We start from the raw sequence: 26,745 nt of genomic DNA on the forward strand, positions 1-26,745 counted from the left end.
AGCCGCATCGCAGCGCTGACGGTAGCCGTGACCGTGGGAGTTCTCGCGGTCGCGCCGCTCCCCGCGTGGGCGGCCGGGTCCGTGCTGTTCGACCAGCCGTTCCACAACAACACCCCGAACGGCGTCGGCGCGGTGGCGGTGCCGGGCGTGCCGGCCGCCACCGCGAGCAACGTCGCCTGCCTGAGTGCGGCGGGCAACTCGACCATCGGCCCGCTACTGAGCTGCCCGACGGCGACCGATCCGCAGGGCTCGGGCAAGCTGCGGCTCACCCCGGCTGTCGCGAACCGGCAGGGCGGGGTGTTCGGTGCGGTGAGCGTGCCCACCTCCCAGGGGTTGCACGTCACCTTCAACACCTATCAGTACGGCGGGATCAGCACCGGAGCGGACGGCCTGGCGTTCGCGCTGGCCGCTGTCGACCCCGCCAACCCGCGGTCCCCGGCGGTGATCGGCCAGTCGGGCGGATCGCTGGGCTACTCGGCGGCGTTCAACGGCGGCTCGGTGGGACTGTCCAACGGCTACCTGGGCATCGGCCTGGACGTCTTCGGCAACTTCAGCAACAGCCTCTACCAGGGCACCGGTTGCACGAATCCGCCCTACATCTCGACCAATAACACGCGGGTCCCCGGCCAGGTGGTGATCCGTGGGCCGGGCCGCAACGGGGTCGGCTACTGCGCGATCAACAGCACCGCCACCAGCACCTCGTCGCCCGCAGTGGCGTTGCGCGCCAGCACCCGGGCCGCCTCGGTGGTGCCGGTCGAGGTGGTCGCCAACACCACCGCGTCCTCGTTCACCACCGACACCGGCATCACCGTTCCGGCCGGGGAGTACCGGGTCAGGTTCACCCCGGTCGGTGGGTCGGCGCGGACCCTGGCCGGCAGCCTTCCGGTCGTGTCGCCGAACCTGTACCCGTCGCCGTCCTGGCTGAACGCCAGCGGCTACCCCCGGCAGCTCGCCTTCGGCTGGGTTGGCTCCACCGGTTCGGTCACGGACTTCCACGAGATCGACAACGTCCGGGCGGTGAGCTTCAACCCGGTACCGGACCTGAACGTGTCGCAGACCAGCGCGGTCGGGGCCACCCCCCAGCCCGGTGATCCGGTCACCTACTCGATCACCGCCGGGGTCGATGCCGGGGCCACCGAGACAGCACCGATCTCGGTCACCCAGACCGTGCCCACCGGTGTCGTGCCGCGCGGCGCGTTCGGCTCCGGCTGGGTCTGCGCCGCCCCGTCCGGGCAGACCATCACCTGCACGAACAGCAACGGCCCGTTCGCCGGAGGAACGTCCCTGCCGCCGATCACGGTCGTGGCGACCGTCACCGGCACCGGGGTGACGCCGGCGCTGATCCAGACAGCGACGGTGGCGACCTCGTCGTCGATCGACGCGAACCCGGGTTACACCAGCTTCACCACGCCCGTCGCGCCGGCCACCGCACCGAGCGGCGTCACCGTCACGCCGGCGGAGAGCTCGATCTCCGGGGGCATCGCGGTCACCGTCGGCGGCAGCAATCTCACCGGCGCGACCGCGATCACCATCGGTACGGCCGCCGAGCAGCAGGCCGGTACCTCGGTGGTGCTGTTGCCGTGCAGCTCCGGCCCGGCGGCCGGATGCTTCACAGTGAACCCGAACGGCACGCTCGGCATCTCGGCCATGCCCGCCCGGTCCAGCCCGGCGACGGTCACGGTCAGCGTCGTCACCAGAGGCTCCACGGGATCGGCGAACTACGTCTACGCGTCCGCGCCGGGCACCCCGGCCACACCCACCGCGACCGCAGGCCTCACCAGCGCCACGGTGAGCTGGACCGCGCCGGCGAACAACGGCAGCCCGATCACCAGCTACCTGATCACCCCGACCCGGGACGGCGTCACCCAACCGATCCTCACCTTCGACGCCTCCACCACCAGCCGCACCCTGACCGGGCTGACCGCCGGCGCGTCGTACACCTTCCGGGTGGCGGCGGTGAACGCGTACGGGACCGGCGTGGCCAGCCCACCCTCGGAGGCGGTGGTCCCGTACACAGTGCCGGGGGCGCCGACGAACACCTCGGCCACCGCCGGAACCAACGCCGCCACGGTGAGCTGGACGGCCCCGGCCAACGGGGGGTCGCCGATCACCGGTTACACAGTGACGCCGTACCTCGGCGGGGTGGCGCAGACACCCCGGGCCTTCAGCGGAACAGCCACGACCCAGGTCGTCACCGGGCTGACCGCCGGTGCCACCTACACCTTCCGGGTGGCCGCGACGAACGCCGGCGGGACCGGCCCACAGTCGGACCCCTCCGGGTCGGTGACGGTCAACGCCCCGCCGACGCTGACCTTCCCACCGCCTCCACCGGGCAAGGCGTACGACCCGTACCAGTACCAGCTCACCGTGACCGGCGGCACCGGCCCGTTCGCCTGGTCGGTCAGCGCCGGGAGCCTGCCCGCCGGGCTGACCCTCGACCCGGTCACCGGCCTGCTCTCCGGCACGCCCACAGTGTCCGGCACGTTCCCGTTCACCGTCCGGGTGACCGACTCGTTCGACCAGTCCGCGACCCGACCGGTCGACCTGGTCATCACCCCGCTCGGTGGGCTCTCCATCAGCGTCCCGGCGATCTCGGCGCTCGGCACCGTCACCTCGGGCACGACCGGCGTCTCGGGCCAACTCGGCCCGGTGACCGTCACCGACGACCGTGGGCCGTTCTCCGGCAACTGGGTCACCGTCGTCTCCAGTACCAGCTTCGCCACGGGCTCCGGCGCAGGTGGCGAGACCATCCCCAACAGCAACATCACGTACGCCTCCGGGCCCGCCCTTGCCAGCACCGGGGTCGGATCCTTCGTCCCGCAGCCCGGGGCGGTGCTGAACACCCCGCGCACGGCCGCGGGATGGTCCGGCCAAACGGGAGGCCCGAACTCCGCCACCTGGAACCCCACGCTGTTGGTGACCCTCCCGTCCGGAGTGGTGGTCGGCGACTACGTGGCGGTCGTGACGCACTCCGTCATCTAGACGAGTAGGTCCAACTCCGGGGCCTACGGAACTTCCAGCATGCGCGTTGGCTGCTCGGCATGCCGAGGCGCTGTTGAGCGGTATACCTCAGAGTCATATTCATACCTCTGAGGTATACCGCTCAATACTGCATCCGCCCCGACGGTGGCGACCGACGGTCACCGCCGACCGGCGACTGCGCCCGCAGCCCGGCGGACGAGATACCAGCCACCGAGGGTGACCAGCACCAGCAGCGCGATGCCGCCCAGCGTGTACACCAGCCAACTCGGCCCGCCGGACGTCGCGACAGTCATCGGCGCCGCGACGGGTAGGACGATCTTCCCGGTCGCGGTGCGCTCCACGGTGCCGCTGGCGAGTTTCGCGTGCACGTCCCAGGTCCCGGCGGGCAGGGCCTGGTCGACCTCGATCCGAACCTGACCGCTCCGGCCGGGCAGGATCGTCACGCCGTTGGTCACCTTGAACGGACCGGCCTGGACCGCCGCCTTGGTCAGCGACAGGGTGCCGGTCATGTCCAGCGCGCGTTCGCCGGTATTGGTGACCTTCGCGGTGACCACGGGGAACTCACCGGTGCCGGGCTCCGCGGCCAACCCTTCGATCCGGAAGTCCGTTGGCGGCTCACCACCTGGACCGATGTCGAGGTAGACCCGGATGCCCACCCGGTGGATCTGCGTGACGTTGCCGGTGCGCCCTGTCGCGCTGGTGACCTGAGCCCAGATCGCGCCGTACCGCTCGCCCTTCGATGCCTTCTTCGGCACGGCGAGCTCGACCTCGACAGGTCGTCGCTCGCCCGGGTCAAGCTCCATCGTGGCGGTCTTCAGCCGGATCCACCCGCTCAGTTCGTTGCCCGTACGTCCCTCGGGCACGGTGAAGGCGTTGTTCTCGACCGACGCGGCACCGGAATAGAACTCGATCTTCTGCGTCTCGGCGGAGGTGTTCTGCACCTCGACCCGGCGGTTGATCGTCGTCCCGGGCTTCAGGTGGTCCACGATGTAGACCTGGGCCCGGGGGTCCTGCACCCGACTGGCCGGGATGTCCAGCACCCGGATGCTGATCGCGGCTTCCTCGGCCGGCTCCTGTCGCTGCTCCCGCACGGCAACGGCTGGTGCCGCCGAAACCCCGAGCGCCACGAGGGCGACCGAGGCCAGCAGCACCAGCCGGCCGAGCGGCTCAGAACACCGAATGTGTCACCGTCCCCGTGTAGACACCCTGGACGGTGCCGACGGGCACGTTCACCACCAGGGTGGGGTTCCAGGTGGCGAAGTTGTTGCCGGTGCCGCCGGTGTGGCTCATCGCCGTCTGGGGAACGTTGATGATCACCTGCTGTGCGGAGGTCGGCTGACCGGGTGTGAAGGTGCCGCCACCGGCGGTCGCCGTGGCAGGACCGGACCAGTACAGGACGTTGATGTTCGGAATCGTCTCCCCGGAGCTGCCACCGCCGGTGACGAAGTCGGTGGCGACGACGTTGGCGGTCCAGTTGGGGGTGAGCGCCCCGCGCTGGTCGAGCACGGTGACCGGGCCGAGCTGGCCGGAGACCGTCGTGCCCTCCACGCCGTTCCCGATGTTCGCCGTCGCCGGCACCGTGATCGACAGGCCGCCGGCGGCGTCGACGGTGAGGGTCACGATCGTGTCGCCGGTCGTGTCTGCGGCGGCCGGTCCGGCGAGCGCGACGACGGCGGCGACACCGGCCAAGCCCGCGAGAATCTTTCTACGCATCGAGTCTCCTTTGTCTGAAACAACCCTGGGAAGCACTTAAGAGACTAACTACGCAAAACGCCCAGAACGGACGGAATGGCACGAGCGTCACCCCGGTGGTCGTGCGCGATCCCGGGTGGTCGGGACCACCGTTCGTGGCCCTCGCGGAAAGCGCGCACGACAAGGGCTCGGCGCCGTGCCGGCCGCCGAGCCCCGCGAGCGGATTCAGGCCGCGACCACGTACGGGAACGTGGCGGAACGGGCGGCCTTGGTGACCTCCGAGGTGAGGCCGGACGTGGTGCCGGTGTTGAGAACCAGGGAGAACATCACCTCGGGTACGTTGTCGGCCAGGGTGCGCCCGTTGCGGACCGCGAAGCCGAAGTTCGCGGCCGTGCCGACCTTGTACGAGAGCAGGTCGGGGTAGAGCTGCCGGGCGACGCTCCAGCCGTACGCCTGCGGGTCCGGTGCGGTGCCGTTCGCCTTGACCACCCCGGCGACCGCGTTCGCGATCTCCTCCCCGCCCTCGGTGAGGTCGTTGCTGGGGTGCCGGAAGTTGGCGGGGTCGGAGAAGTCGGTGTCGTGGGGCCAGAAGATCGGCCACATCATGGGGTGGCCGGCGCGGTTGATCTGGCGCCATCCGTCGGCGTCGGTGGCCAGCATGGTGCGACACCACACGCCGATCTCGGTGCCGTCGCGCAGCAGTGGCTCGTCGTGGGAGACCTCGAGGACGATCGACTCGACGGTGGTGCCGGCGAAGCTGTTCTTGGCCTGGTCGGCCCGCCACGCCGAGCGGTCCACAGGCGAACCGTTCTTGACCGCGCCGTTGATGGTGGCGAGTTCGTCGAGGTCGATGAAGAAGGGGTCGGTGATCCGGCCGGCCCAGATCCGGACGTTGCCGCCGGTCGTCACCTCGCCGGTCCGCCCCTCGGCGATGGGGGTGCCCATCGCGGCGTCGTCGCGGGCGTCCGCTCCGGTGAGCTCGTACAACTGGAGGGCCTGTCGGGCGTCACCGTCCAGCTCGCCGAAGGCGAACCGGTAGGTCAGGTCCTCCACCTCGGCGCCGTTGATGTGAATCTTGATCTCGTAACGCGCCTCGGCGTGGAAGCCGCGCTTGATGTCGGCCTTGGTCACCGAGCTGTTGACGTCCATGACGAACACCGTGGCGCGGTCACCGTTGAAGACGAACAGGTCGTCGATGTACAACTGGCCGCCCTGGGCGGCCAGGGGCGTATCGAGGTGGTGCGACATGAGCTCACTCCCGGAACTGCCGGATTCTGGACTAATCCGAACATAGTGGGCACGAGCCTGGCCTCCTCGCCCATCGAGTTAATCCGGTTCGAGGAGGTGGGCGGGGACTCCAACGGCGGTGGGCCGCCCGAGTTCCTCCTCGGACGGCCCACGCCTTCGTGCTCGGGTGATCAGATGCGAGACCACTTCTGGTTGGCGGCGCCGAGGCAGTCCCACAGGTGCAGCTTGCCGCCGTTGTTGGGGTTGGCCTCCCGTACGTCCACGCACTTGTTGGCGTTGAGGTTGACCAGGTCGCCGGAGGCGTTGAGGGTGAAGCGTTGCGCGGTGTTGCCGTTGCAACTGACCAGGTTGACCTCGGTGCCGTTGGCGGTGCCGGCCCAGGCCGGGTCCATGCACTTGCCCATCGCGCGGACGGTCCCGTCGGAGGCGAAGGTCCAGCTCTGGGCCGCCGTGGTGTTGCAGTCCCAGATCTGGAGTTTGGCACCCTCTACCGGGTTGGCGCCGGGGATGTCGATGCACCGACCGCTCTGCGCGCCCCGGATCCGGTTGGTGCCGGGGGTCGGGTCGCCCCCGCCACCCGAGGTGTAGCTGGACACCCGGACGTAGTCGACGAGCATCTGCTGCGGGAACTGGGTCGAGCCGTCCGGGTAACCGGGCCAGTTACCACCGACCGCCACGTTGAGGATCATGAAGAAGGGGTGGTCGAACACCCAGCGGCTGCCGCCGAGCCGAGCGGGATCGACCCGGTGGTACTGCACCCCGTCGACGTACCAGGTGATGACGTTCGGCTCCCAGTCCACCCGGTAGGTGTGGAAGGTGTCGGCGAGAGGCGCGCCAAGGGTACGGCTGCCCGTGATGCCGCCGCCGCCGGAGTAGCCGGGCCCGTGCACGGTGCCGTAGACGGTGTTGGGCTCCCGGCCGATGTTCTCCATGACGTCGATCTCGCCGGCGTCGGGCCACCCGCCGCCGGTGCCGAGCATCCAGAAGGCCGGCCAGATGCCCTGACCACGCGGGATCTTGATCCGGGCCTCGAACCGCCCGTACGTCTGGGTGAAGGTGGCCGCCGTCAGCAACCGCGCCGACGTGTACTCGCAGCGCCCGTAGTGGCACTGGTAGTTGGCGGGATTGTCCCGGCGGGCGGTGATGACCAGGTTGCCCTGGCCGTCGTGGACGGCGTTGCTGGTGCTGTTCGTGTAGTACTGCCGCTCGTTGTTGCCCCAGCCTCCGCCGCCGGTGTCGAACCGCCACTTGTTCTGGTCGACGGGCGTGCCGGCGGGGGAGTTGAACTCGTCCTGCCAACTGATGGGGCCGATGGCGGCCTCGGCCCGGTCGGGGTGCGCCGGGACGACGAGCGCCGTCGCGGTCGCGACGAGGGCGGCCGCCAGGAGTACGAGGGGGCGGAAGCGGAGGCTGGGCCGGGCTGTGAACACGGGAGGCTCCTCAGCTTGGGGTGGTGGAGGCGGTTTGCCAGGATAGAGAGCGCTCTCTAAAGCGAAGCATGTCGATATAATGTCTTTCTGTCAAGAGTGTTTCCAATATCACGACCGTCCGTTACCGCCCGATGCTGACCAGTGAGCGGCGGAGCGCCGACCCCGGTCGTCGCCGTCGCATCGCTCGATGCCTCCGAGATGGACGACGCCGACCCATCGAAAGGAGTTCGGCGCGGTCGAGCGTTACTCGATAGCGGTCGAATCGACCCTTCCTATTGCCGTGGGGCGTCCACGCGGGACAGGATGACGAGGCGTGCCGGAAACTTTCCCGTAACCTGCGCGCTGCTGGTCTCTGTCACAAGGAAGTGGGAGTCAGTCATGAGCGAGGCGTCGACGGCGCTGGGTGTGCGCCTCTACCCGGATCTGGTCGAGCAGGGTGGCCTGGCCCCCGCGCTGATCGAAACCGCTGCCCGCCACGGGCTCGACATCGGCCGGGTGACCGCGCCAGAGCAGGGGCGGGCCCGGTTCACCTGCGCCGAGCTGCACTCCGACGAGGGCGTGGTCTGCGTGGGGCTGGGGTCGCAGGCCCGGTACTTCATGATTGACCTGCGCGTCTCGGGAGAGGTTCTCGCCCGCGGTGACGTCATGGACCTGGTGCAGGTCGCCCAGGTGGCCGCTGCCTGGCGGGCCGGCCTGACGTTCGCCGAGCTGACCGCCCGGTTCCCGTTCATGGAGGAAATCAAGCACCGCCCGGCGCCGGTGGCCCAGGTCAGCTAGTCGGCGGGGTCGGGGCAGGTCAGCAGCGCAGCCGAGGTGGCAGTGGTGACTCCGTGCCGGCACTCCGGTTGAGGTAGGTCGACTGGACGAAGTCGACGAGGCGCTCCGCGTCGGTCGCAATCGAGGCCAGTCCGAACGAGATGCGGACCGCGCCGCCGGTCGGTAGCCCCAGCGCGGCGAGGTACTGGTCGATCGTGTCGACCCCCGCCAACAGCCGCTGCCGCATCGACGTCCGGCTCATCCCGAACGCGCCCTCGGCCGCGCCCGGGTTGCAGAAACAGCCGGTACGCAGGGAGAGCCCGGCCGTTGCCGCCTCCCGCGCCACGAGCCGTTCGTCGACCAGCGTGCCGTCCGGGTGACGGAGGTTGAAGGTCACCGTGCCACCGCGCCCCGCACCCGTCGTCGGCCCGTACACCTGGACCAGCGGGCCGCCGGTGTCGTGGCGCAGGGTGGCCAGCCGCTCCAGCAGCCACTCGGTGAGCAGGCCGACCCGGGCGTGGACGAGGTCCACACCGATCGAGTCGAGCCAGCGCAACCCGAACTCCACGTCCGGGATGCTCAGGAAGTTGAGGGTGCCGTCCTCGAACGCCGACTCGTCGTCCATCGGTCGGTGCCAGTCGCCCTGCACGCTCACCGCGCGGATCGTGCCGCCGGCGAACCACGGCCGACGCAACCGGGCCAGCGCCGAACGGCGAGCCAGCAGCGCGCCGACCCCGGTGGGATAGCCGAAGAGCTTGTACCAGCTCAGGCAGACGAAATCCGGCCGGACGACGCTGAGGTCCAGCCGGTTCGTCGGCGCGAAGGCGGCCGCGTCGAGCAGCACGTCGTAGCCGCACTGCTGGGCCAGCTCCACCCAGCCCAGGGGGTGCTGCACCCCGGAGAAGTTGCTCTGCGCCGGATAGGCGAACAGCCCGCGCCGACCGGGCCGACCCCACCGACGGGCCAGGCCGCCACTGCCGGCGTCCAGCGCCGCGACCAGGTCCGACTCGGCGACCCGCAGCTCCGGCCCGTTCAGCGGCAGGTAGCGTACGGACGCGCGAGCCGACCGCGCGTACTCGCGGATGCCGTTGACCGAGTTGTGGTTGTCCCAGGTGAGCACGAGCGGCGCGGTCCGGCCGAAGTCGTACGCCTCGCCGACCAGCCGGCAGGCGCCGCTGGCGTTCGGGGTGAAGATGACCGTGTACTCGTCCGGGTCAGCGCGGAAGAAGTCGAGCACCGCGCGTCGCGCCGACCCCACCAGCGAGCCCGCCGCCACGCTCGTGGGGTTCTCCGAGTGGGGGTTGCTGTACAGGCCGGCGAGCAACCGGTCGTGGTGGGCGCGAACCTGCGCCTGGGCGGCCACCCCAGCTCCGGCGTAGTCGAGGTACACCTGCCCGTCGGTGTCCAGGTGTCGGTACTCGCTGGCGCGCAGCTCGTCGATCCGGCCGGTGGCGGCGTATCCCGGCAGCGCCGTGGGGGAGGCGTGCGGCGTCGGGTCAGGACGCACGACGGGGATCCCGTCGGAGCAGGACCGCCCAGGCCGCGCCCAGGAAGAGCAGCACGAAACCGCCGAGCACCAGCCAGTCGACCCACACCGGCCGCGAGAAGCTGTCGCCGTACGTGGCCAGCAGCGGCGGGCCGAGCGGTGAGCCGCCGTCGCGCCAGAGCCGCTCCACCCCGGCGGTGTGCCCCAGACCCTCGAACGCCCACCGGTTCTGCATCGCGTAGCTGAGCCACTGACCGCCGACCGCCATGGCCGGCACCGGCAGGATCGCGCCGACGAACAGCACCTGTGGGAAGCAGAGCATCGGCAGCATGAGCGTCGCCTGGGCCGCGTCGGACACGGCCGCCGAGCAGAGCAGACCGAGGGCGAGCGCCGCCGCCGAGGAGAGCAGCAGGGTCGCGTACAGGGCGGCGAAGTCGGCGCCGCCGACCGGCGGCAGCCGGTCCATGCCGCGCAGCACCCCGAGCAGGGCCAGGTCCACCAGGGCCAGCAGCGGCAGCAGCACCGCGACCTTCGCCAACAGGTACGGCACCAGCCGGACACCGGCGAGCCGCTCCCGGCGCAGGATCGGCAGCTCGGTGCAGATCTGGAGGAGCCCGTAGGTCAGCCCGAAGAAGAAGCCGCCGAACGCGATCCAGAACAGGATCATCACGGTCACCGTCGGGCTGGGTCTGGTCGGCTCGAAGGCCCCCGGGCGGAACAGCAGCGCGAACATGCCGAGCACCATCAGCGGCGAGCCGAGCAGGATCGCCAGGGTCAGCCGGTTACGGGCGACGATCTCCGTGTTGCGCGCGGTGAGGACCGCCCACTGGCGCAGCCGGCCGACGCGCCGGGGCGGCGTCGCGGCGATGTCAGCGTCGTCGGTGGTACGGGGCGGCTGTTCGGCCGCGCGCTGCTCGGCGAAGCGATCGGGCCACTCGGCGGGTTGCGTCGCTTCGTCGAGCCGGAGGTGCACCTCGACCAGGGACCGCAGGCCGAAGAACTCCCGGGCGGCGGCCGGGGTGCCGGTGAACGCCAGCCGGCCCTGACGGGTCAGCACGACGACCTGGTCGCAATGGTCCACGTCGGTGATCTGGTGAGTGGTCAGCACGACGGTGGCACCTGTGTCGGCGAGCGCGCGGAGCACCCGGAGCAGTTCCACGGCGATCGCCGGGTCCAGTCCGGAGGTGGGCTCGTCCAGGAAGAACATGCCGGGTCGGGTGAGCAGCTCGACGGCGATGCTGGCGCGCTTGCGTTCACCGCCGCTGAGCAGGCCGACCGGCGTGGCGGCCCGGTCGGTGAGTCGCAGCTCGGCGAGCACCTCCGCGACCCGGTCACTGATCTCGGCCGGCCCGGTGGTGGAGGGCAGGCGTAGTCGGGCGGCGTACCGCAGGGTGCGGGCCAGGGGCAGCTCGCGGTGGATGATGTCGTCCTGCGGGACGACACCGATGGTGCCGGCCGCGGCGGTGCCGTCGTACGTCACGGTGCCCGCCGCCGGTCGCTGTACCCCGGCGAGGATCTCCAGCAGGGTGGTCTTACCGGCGCCGCTGGCGCCGATGATCGCGACCAGCTCACCCGGCGCGATGCTCAGCGAGATGTCGGTCAGGATCTGGCGACCGCTCCGGACGCTCTGGCCCAGCCCCTGAGCGGCGATGCCGACACCGGCACGCGGGGGAGACGTGGTCTGCTCGGTCGTCATGTCGAGTGCTCGATCCGGTCGGGTAGTGGTCCGCCTGAATATCGTGCCTCGCCGATGCTACTGAGCGGCCGAGCAGTGCGCCCAGAGTGGACGGTCAACGACCGTCGTCCGTTCAGCCGGTGGTGGTCCGCGCCTGCGCCGGCACCTGGAGGAGATCAAGGCAGTTGCGCCACAGCGTCTCCAACTGGGTTGGGTCGTTGAGCAACTTCGCGAGCAGGACCCGACCCTCGATCTGGGCGACGATCGATCGGGCGGCCTCCCGGCTGTCGACCGTCGGGCCCGCCAGGCCGCGCTCCTTCGCCTCGACGACGACCTGCTCGATGAGGCTGATCTGCTCCTCGAAGATCTCCTGGAGCCGACCGCGGATCTCCTCGGCCTGGTTGCTGAGTTCGAGGGCGAGGTTGCCGAAGAGGCAGCCCGCGACCACGCCGGCCTTCTGCTGGCCGACGCGCTGGACCTCCTCGGTGGCCTCGAACAGGTCCCGGAGCCGCTGCAGCGGGTCGCGCTCACTGCCGAGCAACTGCTCCCACTGGCGGCGCTGGGTGACCCAGTGCTCGTCGATGACGGCGCGGGCGAGCGCCTGCTTGGACTCGAAGAAGTAGTAGAAGCTGCCCTTCGGTACACCTGCCGCCGCGCAGATCTCGGCCACACCGAGCGCCGTGTAGCCGCGCTGCTCGATCAGCGTGGCTGCCGCGTCGAGGATCTTGTTCTTCGCGTCACTGGTCCGGCCCATGCCTCGACGATACACGACCGGTCGGCTAGCTTTTAGTAGACCAGTCGTCTAGTGAAGGTGGTTCCCTCATGAACAGCAGTCAGAGCCAGAAGGTCGTTGTGATCACCGGCGCCTCCCAGGGCATCGGCGCCGACCTCGTGGCCGCCTACCGCAAGCTCGGGTACGGCGTCGTGGCGACCTCGCGCTCGATCGGCGCGTCCGACGACCCGGAGATCGTCACGGTCCGGGGCGACATTGCCGAGGCCGACACCGCCGAGCGGGTGGTGCGTGCCGCACTGGACCGCTTCGGGCGGATCGACAGCCTGGTGAACAACGCTGGCGTCTTCGTCGCCAAGCCGTTCACCGACTACACCGACGAGGAGTTCGACCTGGTCACCGGGGTCAACCTCGCCGGGTTCTTCCACCTCACCCGGCGTGTCCTGCCGCACCTGCTGGCCGGGGGCTCGGGGCACATCGTCAGCATCACGACCAGCTTCGTCGACCAGCCCAGTTCGCACGTTCCGTCGGCGCTCGCGTCGTTGACCAAGGGCGGCCTCAGCTCCGCCACCAAGTCCCTGGCCATCGAGTACGCGGCCCGGGGCGTACGGGTCAACGCCGTCGCGCCCGGCATCATCAAGACCCCGATGCACCCGGTCGAGACGCACCAGACGCTGGCGGGCCTGCACCCGGTCGGCCGGATGGGTGAGACCAGCGACGTCGTCGACGCCGTCCTCTACCTCGAGTCCGCCCCGTTCGTGACCGGCGAGATCCTGCACGTCGACGGCGGCCAGAACGCCGGTCACTGATCCCGCCACACCGAGCGGGCCGGCACATCCCATCGATGTGGGGGGGCAGGATCCGCACCGCTGGTGCGGATCCTGCCCAACGGCGACCGGTGAGACACCCCGCGCGGGGGGTACGCCTGGTGCGCCGGTGGGTCACCGGTCGCCGCCATCGAGCCCGACCGGGTGCGTTCGATGGGCTGACGGCGGTCAGCTGTCTCGGCTGGGCCGCCGGTGCCTCGGCCGGCTCGGCCAATCCGCCGGTTGTGCGGTGAAGAACTGCCGCAACGCGTCGGCGACCAGGGTTGGTGCCGTCATGGTCACGAAGTGCGACTGACCCGGCCAGACGAGGTAGCGGGCCGCTGGAATCGCCCTCGCGAGGGTGTTCATCGTGGTGGGCATCGGTTCCCAGGTGTCGGCGCCGGCCAGCAGGAGAGTCGGCACGGTGATCGAGGACCACCGGGTGATGTCAGTGCTGTCCTGTGCGAGCGCCTCCAGATCGTGCAGCCAGCCGACCGCCGAGCGGCGCGCCTCGACCGGGTCGGGCACCCGATCGCCCGCGCCGGCGGCCATCGCGGCGACGATCTCGGCCGGAACCCGCGTCACGTCGTTCAGGGCCGCTGCCATCGCGGCGGCATCGTCGCGCTCGAAGGCGGCACGGTACCGGTCGAGCAGCGGCGCGACCTGCGCCCCGGCCGCGAAGAGCGGCGGCTCGAAGATCGCCAGGGAGCGTACGTCGCGCGGATCGGCCAAGGTGGTGTGCAACGCGAGCGTCGCTCCGTAGGACGCGCCGACGAGATGGACCGGTCGGCCCGAGGACCGCCGGGCCGCCTCGATGACGGCGAGCAGATCGGCGGTCTCGGTCCGGAAGGACTTGGTGCCGGCCGGGACGTCGCTGGGACCGTATCCGCGCCGGGCCGGCAGCCACACCTCGTGGTCCTGGGTCAGGTGCTCCGCGACGGTGGCCCAGGAGTGCAGCCCGCCACCCGAGCCGTGCACCAGGACGACGGGGTCTCCGACGCCCAGTCGTCGTACCACCAGATGGGTCCCGTCGGCCGACTCGACCGACTGATCGTGGCTGCTCACTGCTGCTCCTGTTTCCGGGTGGGCCAGTTGCTCAACGTGGTGTGCACCGCGTCGAGGATCGACTGCCACGACGCGTCGACAGCGCGGGGATGCCCGAAACCGTCGACCGTTTCGAGACTCACGAAGCCGTGGAAGGTGCTCCGGACGAATCGGATGGCGTCGGTCAGGGCCGGCTCGTCGAGCCCGTACCCGCGCAGCATCGCGTAACTCAGCTCGATCATGCGGAGGTGCCCGGCCGACCGGGTGCCGACCTCGGGCGGCAGTTGAAGCTGGGTCGCCGCGTACTGCCCCGGATGGGTGACCGCGAACGCGCGCCAGGCGTCGGCGAACCCGACCAGGGCCTGGCGGCCGGCCCGCCCCGCCACCGCGATCGCGAGTGCGTCGGCGAACGTGGCAGCCGCCCGGACCGCGACGTGCTCGATCAACGCGTCCCGGCTGCGGACGTGCACGTACAGGGCCGCGTCCGAGACCCCGAAGTGCCGGGCGACGGCCGCGACGGTCAATCGGGACAGGCCGACCGAATCCGCTAGCTCGGCCGCGGCGGCCGAGACTCGCGCGCTGGTCAGACCCTGCCGTGGCATACCGCACCTTTGCTTCGCTAGGAAATAACTTAGGGGCCCTAAGATAGCACCGTCGTCGGCTGCTGGGTCGGGCAGGCATGAACTGCCCAGTCGGGGGAAGACCGGCCGTTCCACCGCCGAACAGGAGAGCCGGGATGAGAGCCGTCGTCTACACCGACGTCCGGACGGTCGCGGTGCGGGAGGTGCCCGACGCGACGCTGGAGGCGGAGACCGACGCGCTCGTGCGGATAACCTCCACCGCCCTGTGCGGCACCGACCTGCACATGTACGACGGACGCACCAGCGCCGAGCCCGGCCTGGTGCTCGGTCACGAACCGCTGGGCGTGGTGCAGGAGGTGGGCGGGGCGGTGCAGACCGTCCGACCGGGCACCCGGGTGGTGATCCCCACGCACCTGTTCTGCGGGACGTGTGTGATGTGTGCCCGCGGGCTCTCGGCGGCCTGCCTGCGAGCCCGGGCCGAGGGGCCGGGCGCGGCGTACGGGTACGCCGGGATGGGTCCGTACCGGGGAGCGCAGGCCGACCTGCTGCGGGTGCCGTGGGCCGACGCCAACTGCGTACCCCTGCCCGGCGAGCCGGGGGACGCGTACGAGGACGACTTCGTGCTGCTGGCTGACGCGTTCGTCACCGGGTGGCACGCCGCCACCACCCTCGCCGAGGTCGGGCCCGGTGACACCGTGGCGGTGTTCGGCGCCGGCACAATCGGCCTGCTCGGCGCCTACTCGGCGCTGCTCCGAGGTGCCCGCGTCGTGTACTGCGTCGACGGGGTCGACGCCCGACTCGACAAGGCCGGCGAGATCGGCGCCGTGCCGATCGACTTCCGCCGGGGCGACCCGGTCGAGCAGATCCGGGCCGACCGGGCCCGGACCGGGTTGCCGCTCGGCGAGGAGAAACTGGGCGGTGTCGACAAGGTCATCGACGCGGTCGGGTTCCAGGCCCGCGACCGGGAGCACCCCGACCGGGAGCGTCCGAACCAGGTCATCGCCGACGCGGCCCGGCTGGTCAACGCCGCTGGCGCGATCGCGGTCGCCGGGGTGTACCCGGACCGGGATCCACACCCCGCGCCCGGCGCGGACGGCCACGAGAACCTGGTCGCGCCGTGGGGAGCGCTGTTCAGCAAGGGCGTCGCGGTCCGGTTCGGTCGCACCCACGACCGCCGCTACACCGTCCTGTTGCGGGACCTGGTCGTCGCGGGCCGGGCGCGGCCGAGCGTGATCGTCACCCACCACGGCACCCTGGCCGACGCCCCCGAGCTGTATCGCCACTTCGACCGGCGGGAAGACGGCGTGATCAAGGCGGTGCTGCACCCGAGCTGACCGGTCGACGCCCCCGGCCTACGGGTCGCGGCGTGCCGTCACGAACTGCGCGTAAGGGACGGCAGGGCACTGACCCGTCGTCCGGTGCAGGTCGCTCCAGGATGGTGGCCGTCGATGCGTACCGCCGGTAGAGGCGTGGGTCACATCAGCCGCCAGGGGGCTCGCGGTGCGCCTCGCGTACGGCGCTGGGCTGATGCCCGATTCCCATCATTCGATGGCATGGCGTGTGCGCTGCGTTACCGGATGCACCGTCCCAGCGGCATCTTTCCTGGTGGGAAAGCTGCGGGAACGGCCGGGGTCGATTGGCGCGTTGTCGCAGGTGGGCGTGGGTGCTGCGGTCAGGCCTGGGGTACCGGGAGGGGCTGTCGTTGCCGCTGTGGCGGGCGAACACTGTGCGACATCTATATTACCGGATTGTTACTTTTTCAACAGTCCCTCGCCTTGCGGATGGCCCTCCGGCCGCAATACGTTGCCGTCAACAACAAAACCAAGTGAAGGTTCAACCTTCCGGAGGCAACCGATGACGTTGGCGAGGTGGTACGAGCGATGAGCGACGTGCCCATCCTCCTTGAGATGCGCTCCATCACCAAGGAGTTTCCCGGAGTCAAGGCCCTCTCCGACGTCAACCTGGTGGTTCGCGCCGGCGAGATCCATGCCATCTGCGGCGAGAACGGCGCGGGCAAGTCCACCCTGATGAAGGTGCTCAGCGGGGTGTACCCGCACGGCACCTACGACGGCAAGATCATTTACCAGGGGTCGGAGAGCAAGTTCTCCGACATCCGGGCCAGTGAGAACGCCGGCATCGTGATCATCCACCAGGAGCTCGCGCTCATTCCAGGGATGTCGATCGCCGAGAACATCTTCCTCGGCAACGAACCGCGCAAGCGGGGCGCGATCGACTGGAAGGCCGCGAACCGGATGGCGCTGGACCTGATGGCCCGGGTCGGTCTGGAAGAGGACCCGGACACCCTGATCAAGGACATCGGGGTCGGCAAGCAGCAGCTCGTGGAGATCGCCAAGGCGTTCGCCAAGGACGTGAAGCTGCTGATCCTCGACGAGCCCACCGCGGCGCTGAACGAGGCCGACTCCAAGCACCTGCTGGACCTGCTGCGTGGGTTCCGCTCCCGTGGCATCACCTCGATCATGATCTCGCACAAGCTGAACGAGATCGAGGCGATCGCCGACCAGATCACCATCCTGCGCGACGGCCGGACCGTGGAGACCCTCGACGTCAAGGCGGACGGGGTCGACGAGGACCGGATCGTGCGGGGCATGGTCGGCCGCGAGCTGAGCAGCCGGTTCCCGGACCACACGCCGAAGATCGGTGACGTCTTCTTCGAGGTCCGCAACTGGAACGTCCGGCACCCGATCTCCGCTGACCGGCAGGTCTGCAAGAACGAGAGCTTCGTGGTGCGCCGCGGCGAGATCGTCGGCTTCGCCGGTCTGATGGGCGCGGGCCGCACCGAACTCGCGATGAGTGTCTTCGGCCGCTCCTACGGGGTGTACGAGTCGGGCACGATCATCAAGGACGGCAAGGAGATCGTGCTGAAGTCGGTGGCGGATGCCATCGACAACGGGCTCGCGTACGTCAGCGAGGACCGCAAGGCGATCGGCCTCAACCTGCTCGACGACATCAAGACGTCGACGGTGGCCGCCAAGCTGTCCAAGATCTCGCACCACGGCGTCCTGAACGAGGTCGAGGAGTACCAGGCGGCTGAGGCGTACCGCAAGGAGTTGCGGACCAAGGCCCCGACGGTCGACGAGAGCGTCTCCAAGCTCTCCGGCGGCAACCAGCAGAAGGTCGTCCTGGCCAAGTGGATGTTCACCGACCCGGACCTGCTGATCCTCGACGAGCCGACGCGCGGCATCGACGTGGGTGCCAAGTACGAGATCTACGGCATCATCCAGCGGCTCGCCGACCAGGGGAAGGGCGTCGTCGTCATCTCCTCGGAGCTGCCTGAGCTGATCGGGCTCTGCGACCGCATCTACACCGTGTTCGAAGGCGCCATCACGGGCGAGATCGCCCGGGCGGACGCCACCCCGGAAAACCTCATGAAGCAGATGACCTCGACGAAGAAGATGGCCACCCGATGAGCCGATTGAAGGACCTTCAGAAGAACCTGTTCGGAGGCACCACCTCCAACGCTCGCCAGTTCGGGATGATCTTCACCCTGGTGGCGATCGTCGTCCTGTTCCAGATCCTGACCGACGGCCTCACCCTTCGGTCGGACAACCTGATCGCGCTGTTCCAGCAGAACTCGTACATTCTGATTCTGGCCATCGGCATGCTCATGGTGATCGTGGCCGGGCACATCGACCTCTCGGTCGGCTCGGTCGCCGCCTTCGCCGGCATCCTGGTCGCCAAGTCGATGACCGAGTGGGACCTGCCCTGGCCCGCTGCCATCGTGTTCGGCCTCGCCATCGGCGCGGTGATCGGCGCCTGGCAGGGCTTCTGGGTGGCCTACATCGGGGTGCCGGCGTTCATCGTCACCCTGGCTGGCATGCTGCTCTTCCGGGGCGGCAACCAGTTCATCGGTAACGCGAGCACCGTCCCGGTGCCGGAGGGCTTCCGGGAGATCGGCTCCGGCTTCCTGCCCGAGTTCGGTCCGAACACCGGCTACAACAACGCCACGCTGCTGCTCGGCCTGGCCGCGGCGTTGGCGGTGGTGTGGCGCGAGATCCAGGCCCGCAAGACCCGACGGGCGATGGACGCCGACCCGGCACCCATGTGGATCTCCATCCTGCGGATGGCCATCATGGTCGGCGTGATCGCCTTCGCGGCGCTGCGCTTCGCCAGCGGTCGCGTCGGCACCAGCTTCCCGATCTCCGGCATCATCCTGCTGGTCCTGGTCATCGCGTACTCCTTCTACACCCGCAACACGGCCGGTGGCCGGCACATCTACGCGGTGGGCGGCAACTCCCGGGCGGCCGAGCTGTCCGGTGTGAAGCTCAAGCGGGTCAACTTCTTCGTCATGATGAACATGTCCGTCCTGGCCGCGCTGGCCGGCATGATCTTCGTGGCCCGTTCGGCGGCCTCCGGTCCGCAGGACGGCAACGGCTGGGAGCTGGACGCCATCGCCGCTGTCTTCATCGGTGGCGCGGCCGTCGCCGGCGGTATCGGCACCATCAGCGGTTCCATCGTCGGTGGTCTCGTCATGGCCGTGCTCAACAACGGTCTGCAGTTGATGGGCGTGGGCACCGACCGCGTCCAGATCATCAAGGGTCTGGTCCTGTTGCTGGCCGTCGCGATCGACGTCTACAACAAGAGCCAGGGGCGCTTCTCCATCATCGGGAGCCTGATGCGGCCCTTCCGCCGCGACGACTCCGCCCCACCCGCCTCACCGCCGGACGCGGAGCGCGAGCCCGCCAAGGCAGCGGTGTCCGGCTGACACGGCCACCGACCTCTCCACCCGCCTCACCATCTAGAAAGGCAAGTCCTCACCATGCGTAAATTCTTCGGCACGTCGGTGGTGGCCATCAGCGCCGCCGCCATGCTGGCCCTCGCCGGCTGCGGCTCCGGCCGCGACGGCGACAGCGGCTCCGGCGGCGAGGCCGCCAAGGGCTTCCCGGCGAACTCGCTGATCGGCGTGGCCCTCCCGGCCAAGACCTCGGAGAACTGGGTCCTCGCCGGTGACCTGTTCAGCAACGGCCTCAAGGAGGCCGGCTTCCAGGGTGACGTGCAGTACGCCGGCGCGTCGACCACTGTGGCCGACCAGCAGGCTCAGATCACCGCCATGGTCACCAAGGGCGCCAAGGTCATCGTCATCGGCGCGACCGACGCCGCGCAGCTGTCGACCCAGGTCGCGGCGGCCCACACGGCCGGCGTGAAGGTCATCGCCTACGACCGGCTCATCACGAACACCCCGGACCTCGACTACTACGTGGCGTTCGACAACTTCAAGGTCGGCCAGCTCCAGGGCCAGGCCCTGCTGGACGGCATGAAGGCCAAGAAGCCGAACGGCCCGTACAACATCGAGCTGTTCTCCGGCTCGCCGGACGACAACAACGCCGGTGTCTTCTTCAACGGCGCGATGGACGTGCTCAAGCCGGAGATCGACAAGGGCAACGTGGTCGTCGCCTCGGGTCAGAAGGACGTCAAGCAGACCGCCATCCAGGGCTGGAAGGCCGAGGGTGCGCAGGCCCGCATGGACCAGCTGCTGACCTCGACCTACGGCAACAAGGAGCTGGACGGCGTCCTCTCCCCGAACGACACGCTGGCCCGCGCCATCCTGACCTCGGTCAAGGGTGCTGGCAAGCCGACCCCGGTCGTCACCGGTCAGGACTCCGAGGTTGAGTCGGTCAAGTCGATCGTCAAGGGCGAGCAGTACATGACGATCAACAAGGACACCCGCAACCTGGTGAAGGAGACCATCAACATGGTCAAGGCTCTCCAGGCCGGCGACAAGCCGCAGGTGAACGACACCAAGTCCTACAACAACGGCAGCAAGGTCGTCGACACGTACCTGCTCCCGCCGGTCGCCGTCACCAAGGCGAACGCGGCTGAGGCGTACGCCAACGACCCGAAGCTCGCGCCGCTCACCAAGTAATCACCGCACGGTAGGTAGTAACGCCGATGGGTCCCGGGGTCTCCTCTACCGGGACCCATCGTCGTCCCTGCACCCCCGCACCAACCGGCCTCGACCCGGAAGGAGGTCTGACCGTGGCGATACCAGTACGGGCCAGGCCAGCCGGCGTCGGCCGCAACGCCGAATCCCCGCTGCCGTCGGTTCCCGGCGCCAGCCAGGAGGAGATCCGGCGGCAGAACCTCGGCGCTGTGCTGCGCTACGTCCACCTGCACGGACCGACGTCCCGCGCCGAGCTGACCAGCCGGCTCGGCCTCAACCGAAGCACCATCGGCGCCCTCGCGGCCGACCTGGTCGCCAGCGGCCTGGTCACCGAGGAGGCCCCGACCACCGCCCGCCGCGCCGGCCGCCCCTCACTGGTCGTCAGCCCCCGCTCCGACCGGGTCTACGCCCACGCGTTGAGCATCGACGCGGACCGGCTGCGTGCCGCCCGGGTCGGCCTCGGCGGGCAGATCCTCGATCTACGGGAGATCCCCCGGCCCAGCGGCATGTCGGCGACCGAAGCCGTCGGGCCCCTCGCCGACCTGGTCCGTGACATGGAACGGTCGGTGGCTGGCGACGCGCTGCTGGTCGGCGGCGCCGCCGCGGTCACCGACACCACCCGCGACCCGGACGGCAGGCTCCGGATCGCCAGCATCGACGAGACGCTCGGCGCGGCGCTGGAGGCGGAGTTCAGCTCCGGCCCCGGTTTCGTGGCCGGCGACCTGGCCGACATCGCCGGCCTGGCCGAGCATGTCCGGGGCGTCGCGGTCGGCATCGACGACGTCATCTACCTGCACGGCGACCTGGGCATCAGCGCCGGGATCATCGTCGGTGGCCGACTGGTGATCGGTCACCGGGGTCACAGCGGCAAGGTCGGCCACATGGTCGTCAACCCCAACGGCCTGCCCTGCGGCTGCGGGTCACGCGGTTGCTGGGAGACCGAGATCTCCGAAGCCGCGCTGTTGCGGCACGCCGGCCGGGACCCGAGCGACCGCGCGGCGGTGGCCGAGGTGCTGCGCGCCGCGGCGGAGGGCGACCCGACCGCCCGCGCGGCGGTCGAGCAGGTGGCGGACTGGCTCGGCTTCGGCGTGGCGAACCTGGTCAACGTGGTCAACCCGGACGCCGTGGTGTTCGGTGGCTCGCTGCGCGACATCTTCACCGCCGGTGCGGACGTGGTCCGGGACCGGCTCGACACCATGCCACTGCCCGCCTCCCGCGAGCACCTGCGGTTGCGCGCGGCGGCGCTCGGGCGCGACGCCGTCCTGATCGGCGCCGCCGAGTTGGCGTTCGACAAACTCCTGGCCGACCCGTTGAACGTCGGCGTCGCGGGCCAGGTCGGGACCGCCGAGCCCGCGTAGCCGCAACTCCCCGCCGGTGCCGCGTGGCTCCGGAAGTGACCCGACGTCGGCCGCGACCATTGCCGCTGGCCCCACCCTGCCCCACTCGATCTGGCCTTCATTGCGGCTTCTCGTACACGCTATCGTACGTCGTACGATAGTGCGGGCAGACAGTTTCGGGAGGGAGCGCTCTGATGACAAGAACCGACGCGATAGTGGCGCAAGGGCTGCGCAAGCGGTATCGGGACCGGTACGCGCTGGACGGGTTCGACCTGCGGGTGCCGCAGGGAACGGTGTGCGGCCTGCTCGGCCCGAACGGGGCCGGCAAGACCACCTCGGTACGGATCCTCTCCACCCTGCTCCGACTCGACGAGGGTCGTGCCGAGGTGGCCGGCTTCGACGTGACCCGCCAGCCCGACCAGGTGCGCTACCGCATCGGGCTGGTGGGGCAGCATCCCGCGCTCGACGAGGCGCTGAGCGGCCGGCAGAATCTGGTGCTCTTCGGCCGGCTGTTCCACCTGGGTCGCCGCCGGGCCCGCCAACGGGCGGTCGAGCTGCTGGAACGCTTCGGTCTCGCCGACGCCGCCGAGCAGCCGGTCAGCACGTACTCCGGCGGAATGCGCCGACGGCTCGACCTCGCGGCCGGCATGATCCTGGCCCCCGCGGTCCTCTTCCTCGACGAGCCCACCACCGGGCTGGACCCGCGCGGCCGCAACGAGGTGTGGGAGTCGGTCCGGGAGTTGGTACGCACCGGCACCACCGTGCTGCTCACCACCCAGCAACTGGACGAGGCCGACCAACTCGCCGACCGGATCTCGGTGGTCGAGGCCGGCCGGGTGATCGCCGAGGGAACTCCGGACGACCTGAAGACCCGGCTCGGCGGCGATCGGATCGAGGTGGTCGTCGCAGCGCCGACCGACCTCGCCGCCGCCGTCGCCCAGATACGCCGGGCGGCCGACGACGAACCGACGGTCGACGTGGACCGGCGGATGGTGAGCGTCCGGGTCGGTCACCAGGCCGGTGCGCTCGTCGACGTGTTGCGGGCGCTCGACGCCGTGAACGTCCCGGTGGCGGACGTCGCGCTGCGCCGCCCAACCCTGGACGACGTGTTCCTGCATCTCACCGGGCACCGGGCGGCGACCGCCGAGGTGGCGGCATGAGCGCGGCGAGCATGTCGGCCCCGCCGGTGGATCTGACGCCCGGCCGGCCCGCCCTCCTGGCCGACAGCGGCACGCTGATCTGGCGCGGCCTGGCCCGGTGGCGACGCGATCCTGGCCCACTGATCGCCTCGCTCGGCTTCAACATCCTGATCGTGTTGATGTTCGCGTACCTGTTCGGTGGCGCGTTGCAGGTGCCCGGCGGTGGCAGCTACCGAGAGTTCCTGATGCCCGGCATGTTCGTGATGACCATGGTCTTCGGCATCAGCCTCACCACTATCGCCGTTGCCGAGGACCTGGAGCGCGGGGTGACCGACCGGCTCCGGTCGATGCCCGTCTCACCGCTGGCGCCGCTGGCGGCCCGGGCGGTGGCCGACATGCTGTTCGCGGTGGTCACCCTCGGGGTCCTGCTGCTGACCGGCCTCGCAATCGGGTGGCGGGCACACGGTGGGGTCGGTGCAACGCTGGCGGCGCTGGGATTGATCCTGCTGCTGCGCTTCGCCCTGATCTGGGTCGGCATCTTCCTCGGGTTGGTCGCCCGTGGACAGACCGCCGTGGTGGCCGTGCAGACCCTGGAGTTTCCGCTCGGCTTCCTCTCCAACGCGTTCGTCGCACCGTCCACCATGCCCGCCTGGCTCGGGGCGGTGGCCGCGTGGAACCCGCTGTCGGCGACCGTCGGCGCCACCCGTGAGCTGTTCGGTAACCCCGGTTGGGGCGGCGACTCCTGGGCGGCGCAGCACTACCCGTTGCTGGCGGTGCTCTGGCCACTCGTCCTGGTCGCGGTCTTCCTGCCGCTCTCGGTCGCCCGGTACCGACGACTGGCCGGCTGAGCCCGCGCGGAGGCGAGGTTCGACTCTCTGGGCCCGATCGGTGTCGGTGGTCGCCGTTAGGCTCACCGGCGTGGGTGTGCACCGACTCGATCGGGCCCAGGCGCGGCGGATCGCCATCCGGGCCCAGCTGCTGGCCGCTCCGCGGCCGACCGACCTGCTGACAGTGGTCCGCCAGTTGACCCTGGTGCAGATCGACCCGACCGCCGCCGTCGCGCCCAGCGCCGACCTCGTCTGCTGGAGCCGGCTCGGCTCGTCGTACCAGCCCCCGCAGATGCGCGAGGCCCTCGAACGGGACCGGACGCTCTTCGAGCACCAGGCGATGGTGCGACCGATGGACGACCTGGGGCTCTTCTTCGCGGCGATGGCGGCGTCACCGGGTCATGAGCGCCACCGCGAGTGGCTGCGCGCCAACGACTCGTTCCGGCGAGACGTCCTCGACCTGCTCGGCCGTTCCGGTCCTTTGCTCTCCCGCGACATCCCGGACACGAGCGCCGTGCCCTGGCCGTCGTCGGGCTGGACCAACAACCGCAACGTCACCCAGATGCTGGAGTTCCTGGTCCTGCGCGGCGAGGTCGCGATCGCCGGCCGCCAGGGCCGACAGCGGCTCTGGGACGTGGCCGAGCGGGTCTACCCGGCCGACGTCCCCGTCATCGAGCTGGAGCAGGCGCGCCGACTTCGCAACGAGCGACGGCTGCGGGCGCTGGGCATCGCTCGGGAGAAGGCGGTGGTCGTGCCCGGCGAGCCGGCCGAGGTCGGTGACGCCGGCGAGCCAGCGGTCATCGAGGGCGTCGCGGGGGAGTGGCGCGTGGACCCGACCGCGCTCGGTCAGCCCTTCACCGGGCGTACGGCGCTGTTGTCGCCGTTCGACCGGCTGGTGCACGACCGGGTCCGCCTCGCCGACCTCTTCGAGTACGAGTACGTGCTGGAGATGTACAAGCCCAGGGCGAGTCGGCGGTGGGGCTACTTCGCGCTGCCGATCCTGCACGGGGATCGGCTGGTCGGAAAGGTGGACGCCACGGCCGAGCGCCGGCGCGGCACGCTCACCGTGCACGCCGTCCACGAGGACGTGCCCTTCACCCCCGAGGTGACCCGGGCCGTGCACGAGGAGCTGCACGACCTTGCGTCCTGGCTCACGCTGACCGTCGAGCGCCCACGCTGACGGGTGATCGCCGAGGCCCCCGCTCCCCGACGAGCACCCGTCGCCCAGCTAGGCGATCCGGCGGACCCGACGCACAGCCAGGTAGACCAGGAGCAGGGCGAGGGCGACGAAGATGCCCGTCTCGATGCCCTGGAACAGCCAGAACCGATCCGCCGGCTGGTACAGCTCCCAGTTGTACGCGCCCGGCTTGAGGCCCAGTTCGGCGCCGCAGGCACGGCCGTCCGGGCCCTTGCCACCCGGCGGGCACTGGATCCGGGTGTCCTCCGCCACCATCGCCCCGTCGGCGTTGCGGATGCCCACGGAGAGGACCCAGTCGCCCCGGTCCCCCTCCGGTATCCCGCCCCCGTCGATCGGGAATGTCTGGGTGAGGGCCGGCTGGTAGTGCGGTCGGGCCAGGACCGCGATCGCCGCCCGAACGCCGATGAACCCGGCGAGGGTGATGCCCATGGCAGGCAGCATCCGTTTCCACACGGTGCCGGCGAAGATGCCGAGCGCCACGGCGAAGAGGGTGTAACCGATCGGGACGACACCCTGCAGGTCGAAGACGATCAGACCGAACCGGCCCTCGCGCGCGGTCTGGGTGAGCGGCTCGACCCACCAGGACATGCCCAGCCCGTAGCCGACCGCGAGGACCAGCACGCCCGCGCCGACCAGGCCGAACTTCACAAGGGCCCACTGGTTCCGGCCGACACCCTGGGTCCAGACGAACCGGTGCGTGCCCTGCTCGACCTCGCGGGCGACCAGCGGGGCTCCCCAGAACAGACCGACAAGCACCGGCAGGGTGATCAGGAGTACGGCCAGCAGGTTGAGGCTGCCGTACTGGTTGGTGAAGCGGTGGAAGCCCGCATCGCACGTCTCGCGGGTCGTCTGCGCCACGTCGGCACGGGCGAGCTGGTTGACGCAGTCCGTCAGCCCGAGGTCGGCGAAGGTGGTCCGCATCGACAAACCGATCGGCACCAGCACGGCGGCCAGCACCGCGAACCCCAGCAGGGTGTAGAGCGCCTGCTTGCGGTGTTGCCGCCAGGTCAACCAGATCATGCCGCTACCCCCCACTCGCTGTGATTGGTCTTCGTGGTGCCGTCGGCCAGATAGGCCAGCACGACGTCCTCCAGGCTGACCTCGCGGACCGTCCAGGCCGGATCGGTGACCGGCCCGTCGGTGCGGACCAGCAACGTGGACTGCCGATCGGTGTGGCTGGCCCGGACCACTGCGGCGACGCCCCCGATTGCGCCGCCGTCGTGGCGCGGCCCGACGAGTTGCCGGTGCTCGGCGACCAGGTCGTCGACCGCGCCGGTGAGCTGCACCTGGGAGGCGTTCAGCACGATCAGGTAGTCGCAGACGCGCTCCAGGTCGGCCAGCAGGTGCGAGGAGAGCAGAACGGTGGTGCCCGACTCAGCGACGCTGCCCATCAACGACTGGAGGAACTCCCGCCGAGCCAGCGGGTCGAGGCTGGCGACCGGTTCGTCGAGCAGCAGCAGCCGCGGCTGCTTGGCCAGTGCCAGAGCAAGCGCGACCTGGGCCCGTTGACCGCCGGAGAGCTTGCCGACCGGCTTGTCTGGCGGTATGCCGAGCTGGGCCAGCCGCTGGCGGGCCAACGCCGCGTCCCACCGCTTGTTCAGCTTGCCGCCGGCGATGACCAACTCGGACGCCGTGAAATCCCGGTACAGCGGGGTGTCCTGGGCGACGAACCCGATGTCGGCCAGGCCCTCCGTGTCGCCGTACGGAGACCGACCGAACACCCGGACCGTGCCCGCATCGGGTTTGAGCAGCCCGACGGCCAGGTGCAACAGCGTGCTCTTGCCCGCGCCGTTCGGCCCGACCAGCGCGGCGATCCGGCCGGCCGGCAGATGCAGCGAGCAGTCCCGCAACGCCCAGGTGCTGCCGTACCGCTTGCCGAGCCGGTCTGCTTCCAAGACCATGTCCATCCGTTGTC

At 70.1% G+C, this 26,745-nt stretch carries 22 protein-coding genes; 11 read left to right on the forward strand and 11 right to left on the reverse strand.

The features are described from left to right. Positions 1–27 precede the first annotated feature (27 nt). On the forward strand, positions 28–2,982 hold the full coding sequence (locus GA0070561_RS15835) for a fibronectin type III domain-containing protein (protein ID WP_208603776.1): 2,955 nt from the start codon (positions 28–30) through the stop codon (positions 2,980–2,982). Positions 2,983–3,140: 158 nt separating this feature from the next. Here the strand turns inward: GA0070561_RS15835 and GA0070561_RS15840 are convergent, their stop codons facing one another. From GA0070561_RS15840 to GA0070561_RS15855, 4 genes are all read right to left on the reverse strand, one after another. Beyond that, positions 3,141–4,073: a COG1361 family protein gene (locus GA0070561_RS15840; protein WP_141710383.1), complete on the reverse strand. Its 933-nt coding sequence runs from the start codon at positions 4,071–4,073 to the stop codon at positions 3,141–3,143. A 76-nt stretch (positions 4,074–4,149) separates the two neighbouring features. Beyond that, the gene (locus GA0070561_RS15845) at positions 4,150–4,695 is read right to left on the reverse strand and encodes a hypothetical protein (RefSeq protein ID WP_091401211.1); all 546 of its coding nucleotides are present in this window, start codon (positions 4,693–4,695) and stop codon (positions 4,150–4,152) included. 204 nt (positions 4,696–4,899) lie between these two features. After that, positions 4,900–5,922, reverse strand: coding sequence for a DUF4331 family protein (locus GA0070561_RS15850; protein ID WP_091401213.1), 1,023 nt, complete (start codon positions 5,920–5,922; stop codon positions 4,900–4,902). Positions 5,923–6,092: 170 nt separating this feature from the next. Further along, the gene (locus tag GA0070561_RS15855; RefSeq protein ID WP_091401216.1) at positions 6,093–7,352 is read right to left on the reverse strand and encodes a glycoside hydrolase family 16 protein; all 1,260 of its coding nucleotides are present in this window, start codon (positions 7,350–7,352) and stop codon (positions 6,093–6,095) included. A 378-nt stretch (positions 7,353–7,730) separates the two neighbouring features. Here GA0070561_RS15855 and GA0070561_RS15860 point away from each other — a divergent pair, with 378 nt between their 5' ends. Beyond that, the gene (locus GA0070561_RS15860) at positions 7,731–8,129 is read left to right on the forward strand and encodes a hypothetical protein (protein WP_091401218.1); all 399 of its coding nucleotides are present in this window, start codon (positions 7,731–7,733) and stop codon (positions 8,127–8,129) included. A 19-nt stretch (positions 8,130–8,148) separates the two neighbouring features. Here the strand turns inward: GA0070561_RS15860 and GA0070561_RS15865 are convergent, their stop codons facing one another. The 3 genes from GA0070561_RS15865 to GA0070561_RS15875 all read right to left on the reverse strand — a co-directional run bounded on the left by GA0070561_RS15865 (position 8,149) and on the right by GA0070561_RS15875 (position 12,023). After that, positions 8,149–9,615 (reverse strand): aminotransferase class V-fold PLP-dependent enzyme, encoded by a 1,467-nt coding sequence (locus GA0070561_RS15865; protein WP_091401220.1) that lies wholly within the window; start codon positions 9,613–9,615, stop codon positions 8,149–8,151. Then, a complete protein-coding gene (locus tag GA0070561_RS15870; protein ID WP_091401222.1) occupies positions 9,605–11,290 on the reverse strand; it encodes an ABC transporter ATP-binding protein/permease in 1,686 nt (561 codons plus the stop codon). The genes GA0070561_RS15865 and GA0070561_RS15870 overlap by 11 nt, the downstream gene beginning before the upstream one ends. A gap of 112 nt (positions 11,291–11,402) precedes the next feature. Continuing rightward, positions 11,403–12,023 carry a TetR/AcrR family transcriptional regulator gene (locus GA0070561_RS15875; RefSeq protein ID WP_091401224.1) on the reverse strand — a complete coding sequence of 207 codons (621 nt, stop codon included), beginning with the start codon at positions 12,021–12,023 and terminating at the stop codon, positions 11,403–11,405. A 68-nt stretch (positions 12,024–12,091) separates the two neighbouring features. Between GA0070561_RS15875 and GA0070561_RS15880 the strand changes: the two genes are divergently transcribed. Next, the gene (locus GA0070561_RS15880) at positions 12,092–12,808 is read left to right on the forward strand and encodes an SDR family NAD(P)-dependent oxidoreductase (protein WP_091401227.1); all 717 of its coding nucleotides are present in this window, start codon (positions 12,092–12,094) and stop codon (positions 12,806–12,808) included. 186 nt (positions 12,809–12,994) lie between these two features. Here GA0070561_RS15880 and GA0070561_RS15885 read toward each other — a convergent pair whose 3' ends face one another. Next, positions 12,995–13,870, reverse strand: a complete 876-nt coding sequence (locus GA0070561_RS15885) for an alpha/beta fold hydrolase (protein ID WP_167362415.1) — start codon at positions 13,868–13,870, stop codon at positions 12,995–12,997. Beyond that, the gene (locus GA0070561_RS15890) at positions 13,867–14,451 is read right to left on the reverse strand and encodes a TetR/AcrR family transcriptional regulator (protein ID WP_091401231.1); all 585 of its coding nucleotides are present in this window, start codon (positions 14,449–14,451) and stop codon (positions 13,867–13,869) included. The genes GA0070561_RS15885 and GA0070561_RS15890 overlap by 4 nt, the downstream gene beginning before the upstream one ends. Positions 14,452–14,585: 134 nt before the next feature. On the opposite strand from GA0070561_RS15890, the gene GA0070561_RS15895 reads away from it, so the two are divergent. The 8 genes from GA0070561_RS15895 (at position 14,586) to GA0070561_RS15930 (ending at position 24,812) form a co-directional block, all read left to right on the forward strand. Then, positions 14,586–15,764, forward strand: coding sequence for an alcohol dehydrogenase catalytic domain-containing protein (locus tag GA0070561_RS15895; RefSeq protein WP_091401233.1), 1,179 nt, complete (start codon positions 14,586–14,588; stop codon positions 15,762–15,764). 546 nt (positions 15,765–16,310) lie between these two features. Next, positions 16,311–17,858 carry a multiple monosaccharide ABC transporter ATP-binding protein gene (mmsA, locus tag GA0070561_RS15900; protein WP_091401236.1) on the forward strand — a complete coding sequence of 516 codons (1,548 nt, stop codon included), beginning with the start codon at positions 16,311–16,313 and terminating at the stop codon, positions 17,856–17,858. Then, positions 17,855–19,153 carry a multiple monosaccharide ABC transporter permease gene (gene mmsB, locus GA0070561_RS15905; RefSeq protein ID WP_091401239.1) on the forward strand — a complete coding sequence of 433 codons (1,299 nt, stop codon included), beginning with the start codon at positions 17,855–17,857 and terminating at the stop codon, positions 19,151–19,153. Before mmsA ends, mmsB begins: the two co-directional genes overlap by 4 nt. 54 nt (positions 19,154–19,207) lie before the next feature. Beyond that, a complete protein-coding gene (locus tag GA0070561_RS15910; RefSeq protein WP_091401241.1) occupies positions 19,208–20,311 on the forward strand; it encodes a substrate-binding domain-containing protein in 1,104 nt (367 codons plus the stop codon). 113 nt (positions 20,312–20,424) lie between these two features. Then, complete coding sequence (locus tag GA0070561_RS15915; protein WP_091401243.1) at positions 20,425–21,687, forward strand: ROK family transcriptional regulator; 1,263 nt, start codon at positions 20,425–20,427, stop codon at positions 21,685–21,687. A 173-nt stretch (positions 21,688–21,860) separates the two neighbouring features. Then, a complete protein-coding gene (locus GA0070561_RS15920) occupies positions 21,861–22,826 on the forward strand; it encodes an ATP-binding cassette domain-containing protein (RefSeq protein WP_091401246.1) in 966 nt (321 codons plus the stop codon). Continuing rightward, positions 22,823–23,653, forward strand: a complete 831-nt coding sequence (locus GA0070561_RS15925; RefSeq protein WP_091401248.1) for an ABC transporter permease — start codon at positions 22,823–22,825, stop codon at positions 23,651–23,653. The genes GA0070561_RS15920 and GA0070561_RS15925 overlap by 4 nt, the downstream gene beginning before the upstream one ends. 70 nt (positions 23,654–23,723) lie before the next feature. Continuing rightward, a complete protein-coding gene (locus tag GA0070561_RS15930) occupies positions 23,724–24,812 on the forward strand; it encodes a DNA glycosylase AlkZ-like family protein (RefSeq protein WP_091401250.1) in 1,089 nt (362 codons plus the stop codon). 48 nt (positions 24,813–24,860) lie between these two features. On the opposite strand, the gene GA0070561_RS15935 is transcribed toward GA0070561_RS15930, so the two are convergent. Together GA0070561_RS15935 and GA0070561_RS15940 are read right to left on the reverse strand one after the other, a co-directional pair. Further along, the gene (locus tag GA0070561_RS15935; RefSeq protein WP_091401252.1) at positions 24,861–25,850 is read right to left on the reverse strand and encodes an ABC transporter permease; all 990 of its coding nucleotides are present in this window, start codon (positions 25,848–25,850) and stop codon (positions 24,861–24,863) included. Further along, the gene (locus tag GA0070561_RS15940; RefSeq protein ID WP_091401255.1) at positions 25,847–26,737 is read right to left on the reverse strand and encodes an ABC transporter ATP-binding protein; all 891 of its coding nucleotides are present in this window, start codon (positions 26,735–26,737) and stop codon (positions 25,847–25,849) included. Before GA0070561_RS15940 ends, GA0070561_RS15935 begins: the two co-directional genes overlap by 4 nt. Between the last annotated feature and the right edge of the window lie 8 nt (positions 26,738–26,745).

Origin of the sequence: Micromonospora saelicesensis (genome assembly GCF_900091575.1) — a bacterium.
GTDB lineage: Bacteria > Actinomycetota > Actinomycetes > Mycobacteriales > Micromonosporaceae > Micromonospora > Micromonospora saelicesensis.

Bases quoted from the DNA above. Each gene is read 5' to 3' on its own strand.
- GA0070561_RS15845 (WP_091401211.1), bottom strand. From the start codon at position 4,695: ATGCGTAGAAAGATTCTCGCGGGCTTGGCCGGTGTCGCCGCCGTCGTC.
- GA0070561_RS15850 (WP_091401213.1), bottom strand. From the start codon at position 5,922: ATGTCGCACCACCTCGATACGCCCCTGGCCGCCCAGGGCGGCCAGTTG.
- GA0070561_RS15860 (WP_091401218.1), top strand. From the start codon at position 7,731: ATGAGCGAGGCGTCGACGGCGCTGGGTGTGCGCCTCTACCCGGATCTG.
- GA0070561_RS15870 (WP_091401222.1), bottom strand. From the start codon at position 11,290: ATGACGACCGAGCAGACCACGTCTCCCCCGCGTGCCGGTGTCGGCATC.
- GA0070561_RS15875 (WP_091401224.1), bottom strand. From the start codon at position 12,023: ATGGGCCGGACCAGTGACGCGAAGAACAAGATCCTCGACGCGGCAGCC.
- GA0070561_RS15880 (WP_091401227.1), top strand. From the start codon at position 12,092: ATGAACAGCAGTCAGAGCCAGAAGGTCGTTGTGATCACCGGCGCCTCC.
- GA0070561_RS15890 (WP_091401231.1), bottom strand. From the start codon at position 14,451: ATGCCACGGCAGGGTCTGACCAGCGCGCGAGTCTCGGCCGCCGCGGCC.
- GA0070561_RS15895 (WP_091401233.1), top strand. From the start codon at position 14,586: ATGAGAGCCGTCGTCTACACCGACGTCCGGACGGTCGCGGTGCGGGAG.
- mmsA (WP_091401236.1), top strand. From the start codon at position 16,311: ATGAGCGACGTGCCCATCCTCCTTGAGATGCGCTCCATCACCAAGGAG.
- mmsB (WP_091401239.1), top strand. From the start codon at position 17,855: ATGAGCCGATTGAAGGACCTTCAGAAGAACCTGTTCGGAGGCACCACC.
- GA0070561_RS15910 (WP_091401241.1), top strand. From the start codon at position 19,208: ATGCGTAAATTCTTCGGCACGTCGGTGGTGGCCATCAGCGCCGCCGCC.
- GA0070561_RS15920 (WP_091401246.1), top strand. From the start codon at position 21,861: ATGACAAGAACCGACGCGATAGTGGCGCAAGGGCTGCGCAAGCGGTAT.
- GA0070561_RS15925 (WP_091401248.1), top strand. From the start codon at position 22,823: ATGAGCGCGGCGAGCATGTCGGCCCCGCCGGTGGATCTGACGCCCGGC.
- GA0070561_RS15935 (WP_091401252.1), bottom strand. From the start codon at position 25,850: ATGATCTGGTTGACCTGGCGGCAACACCGCAAGCAGGCGCTCTACACC.
- GA0070561_RS15940 (WP_091401255.1), bottom strand. From the start codon at position 26,737: ATGGACATGGTCTTGGAAGCAGACCGGCTCGGCAAGCGGTACGGCAGC.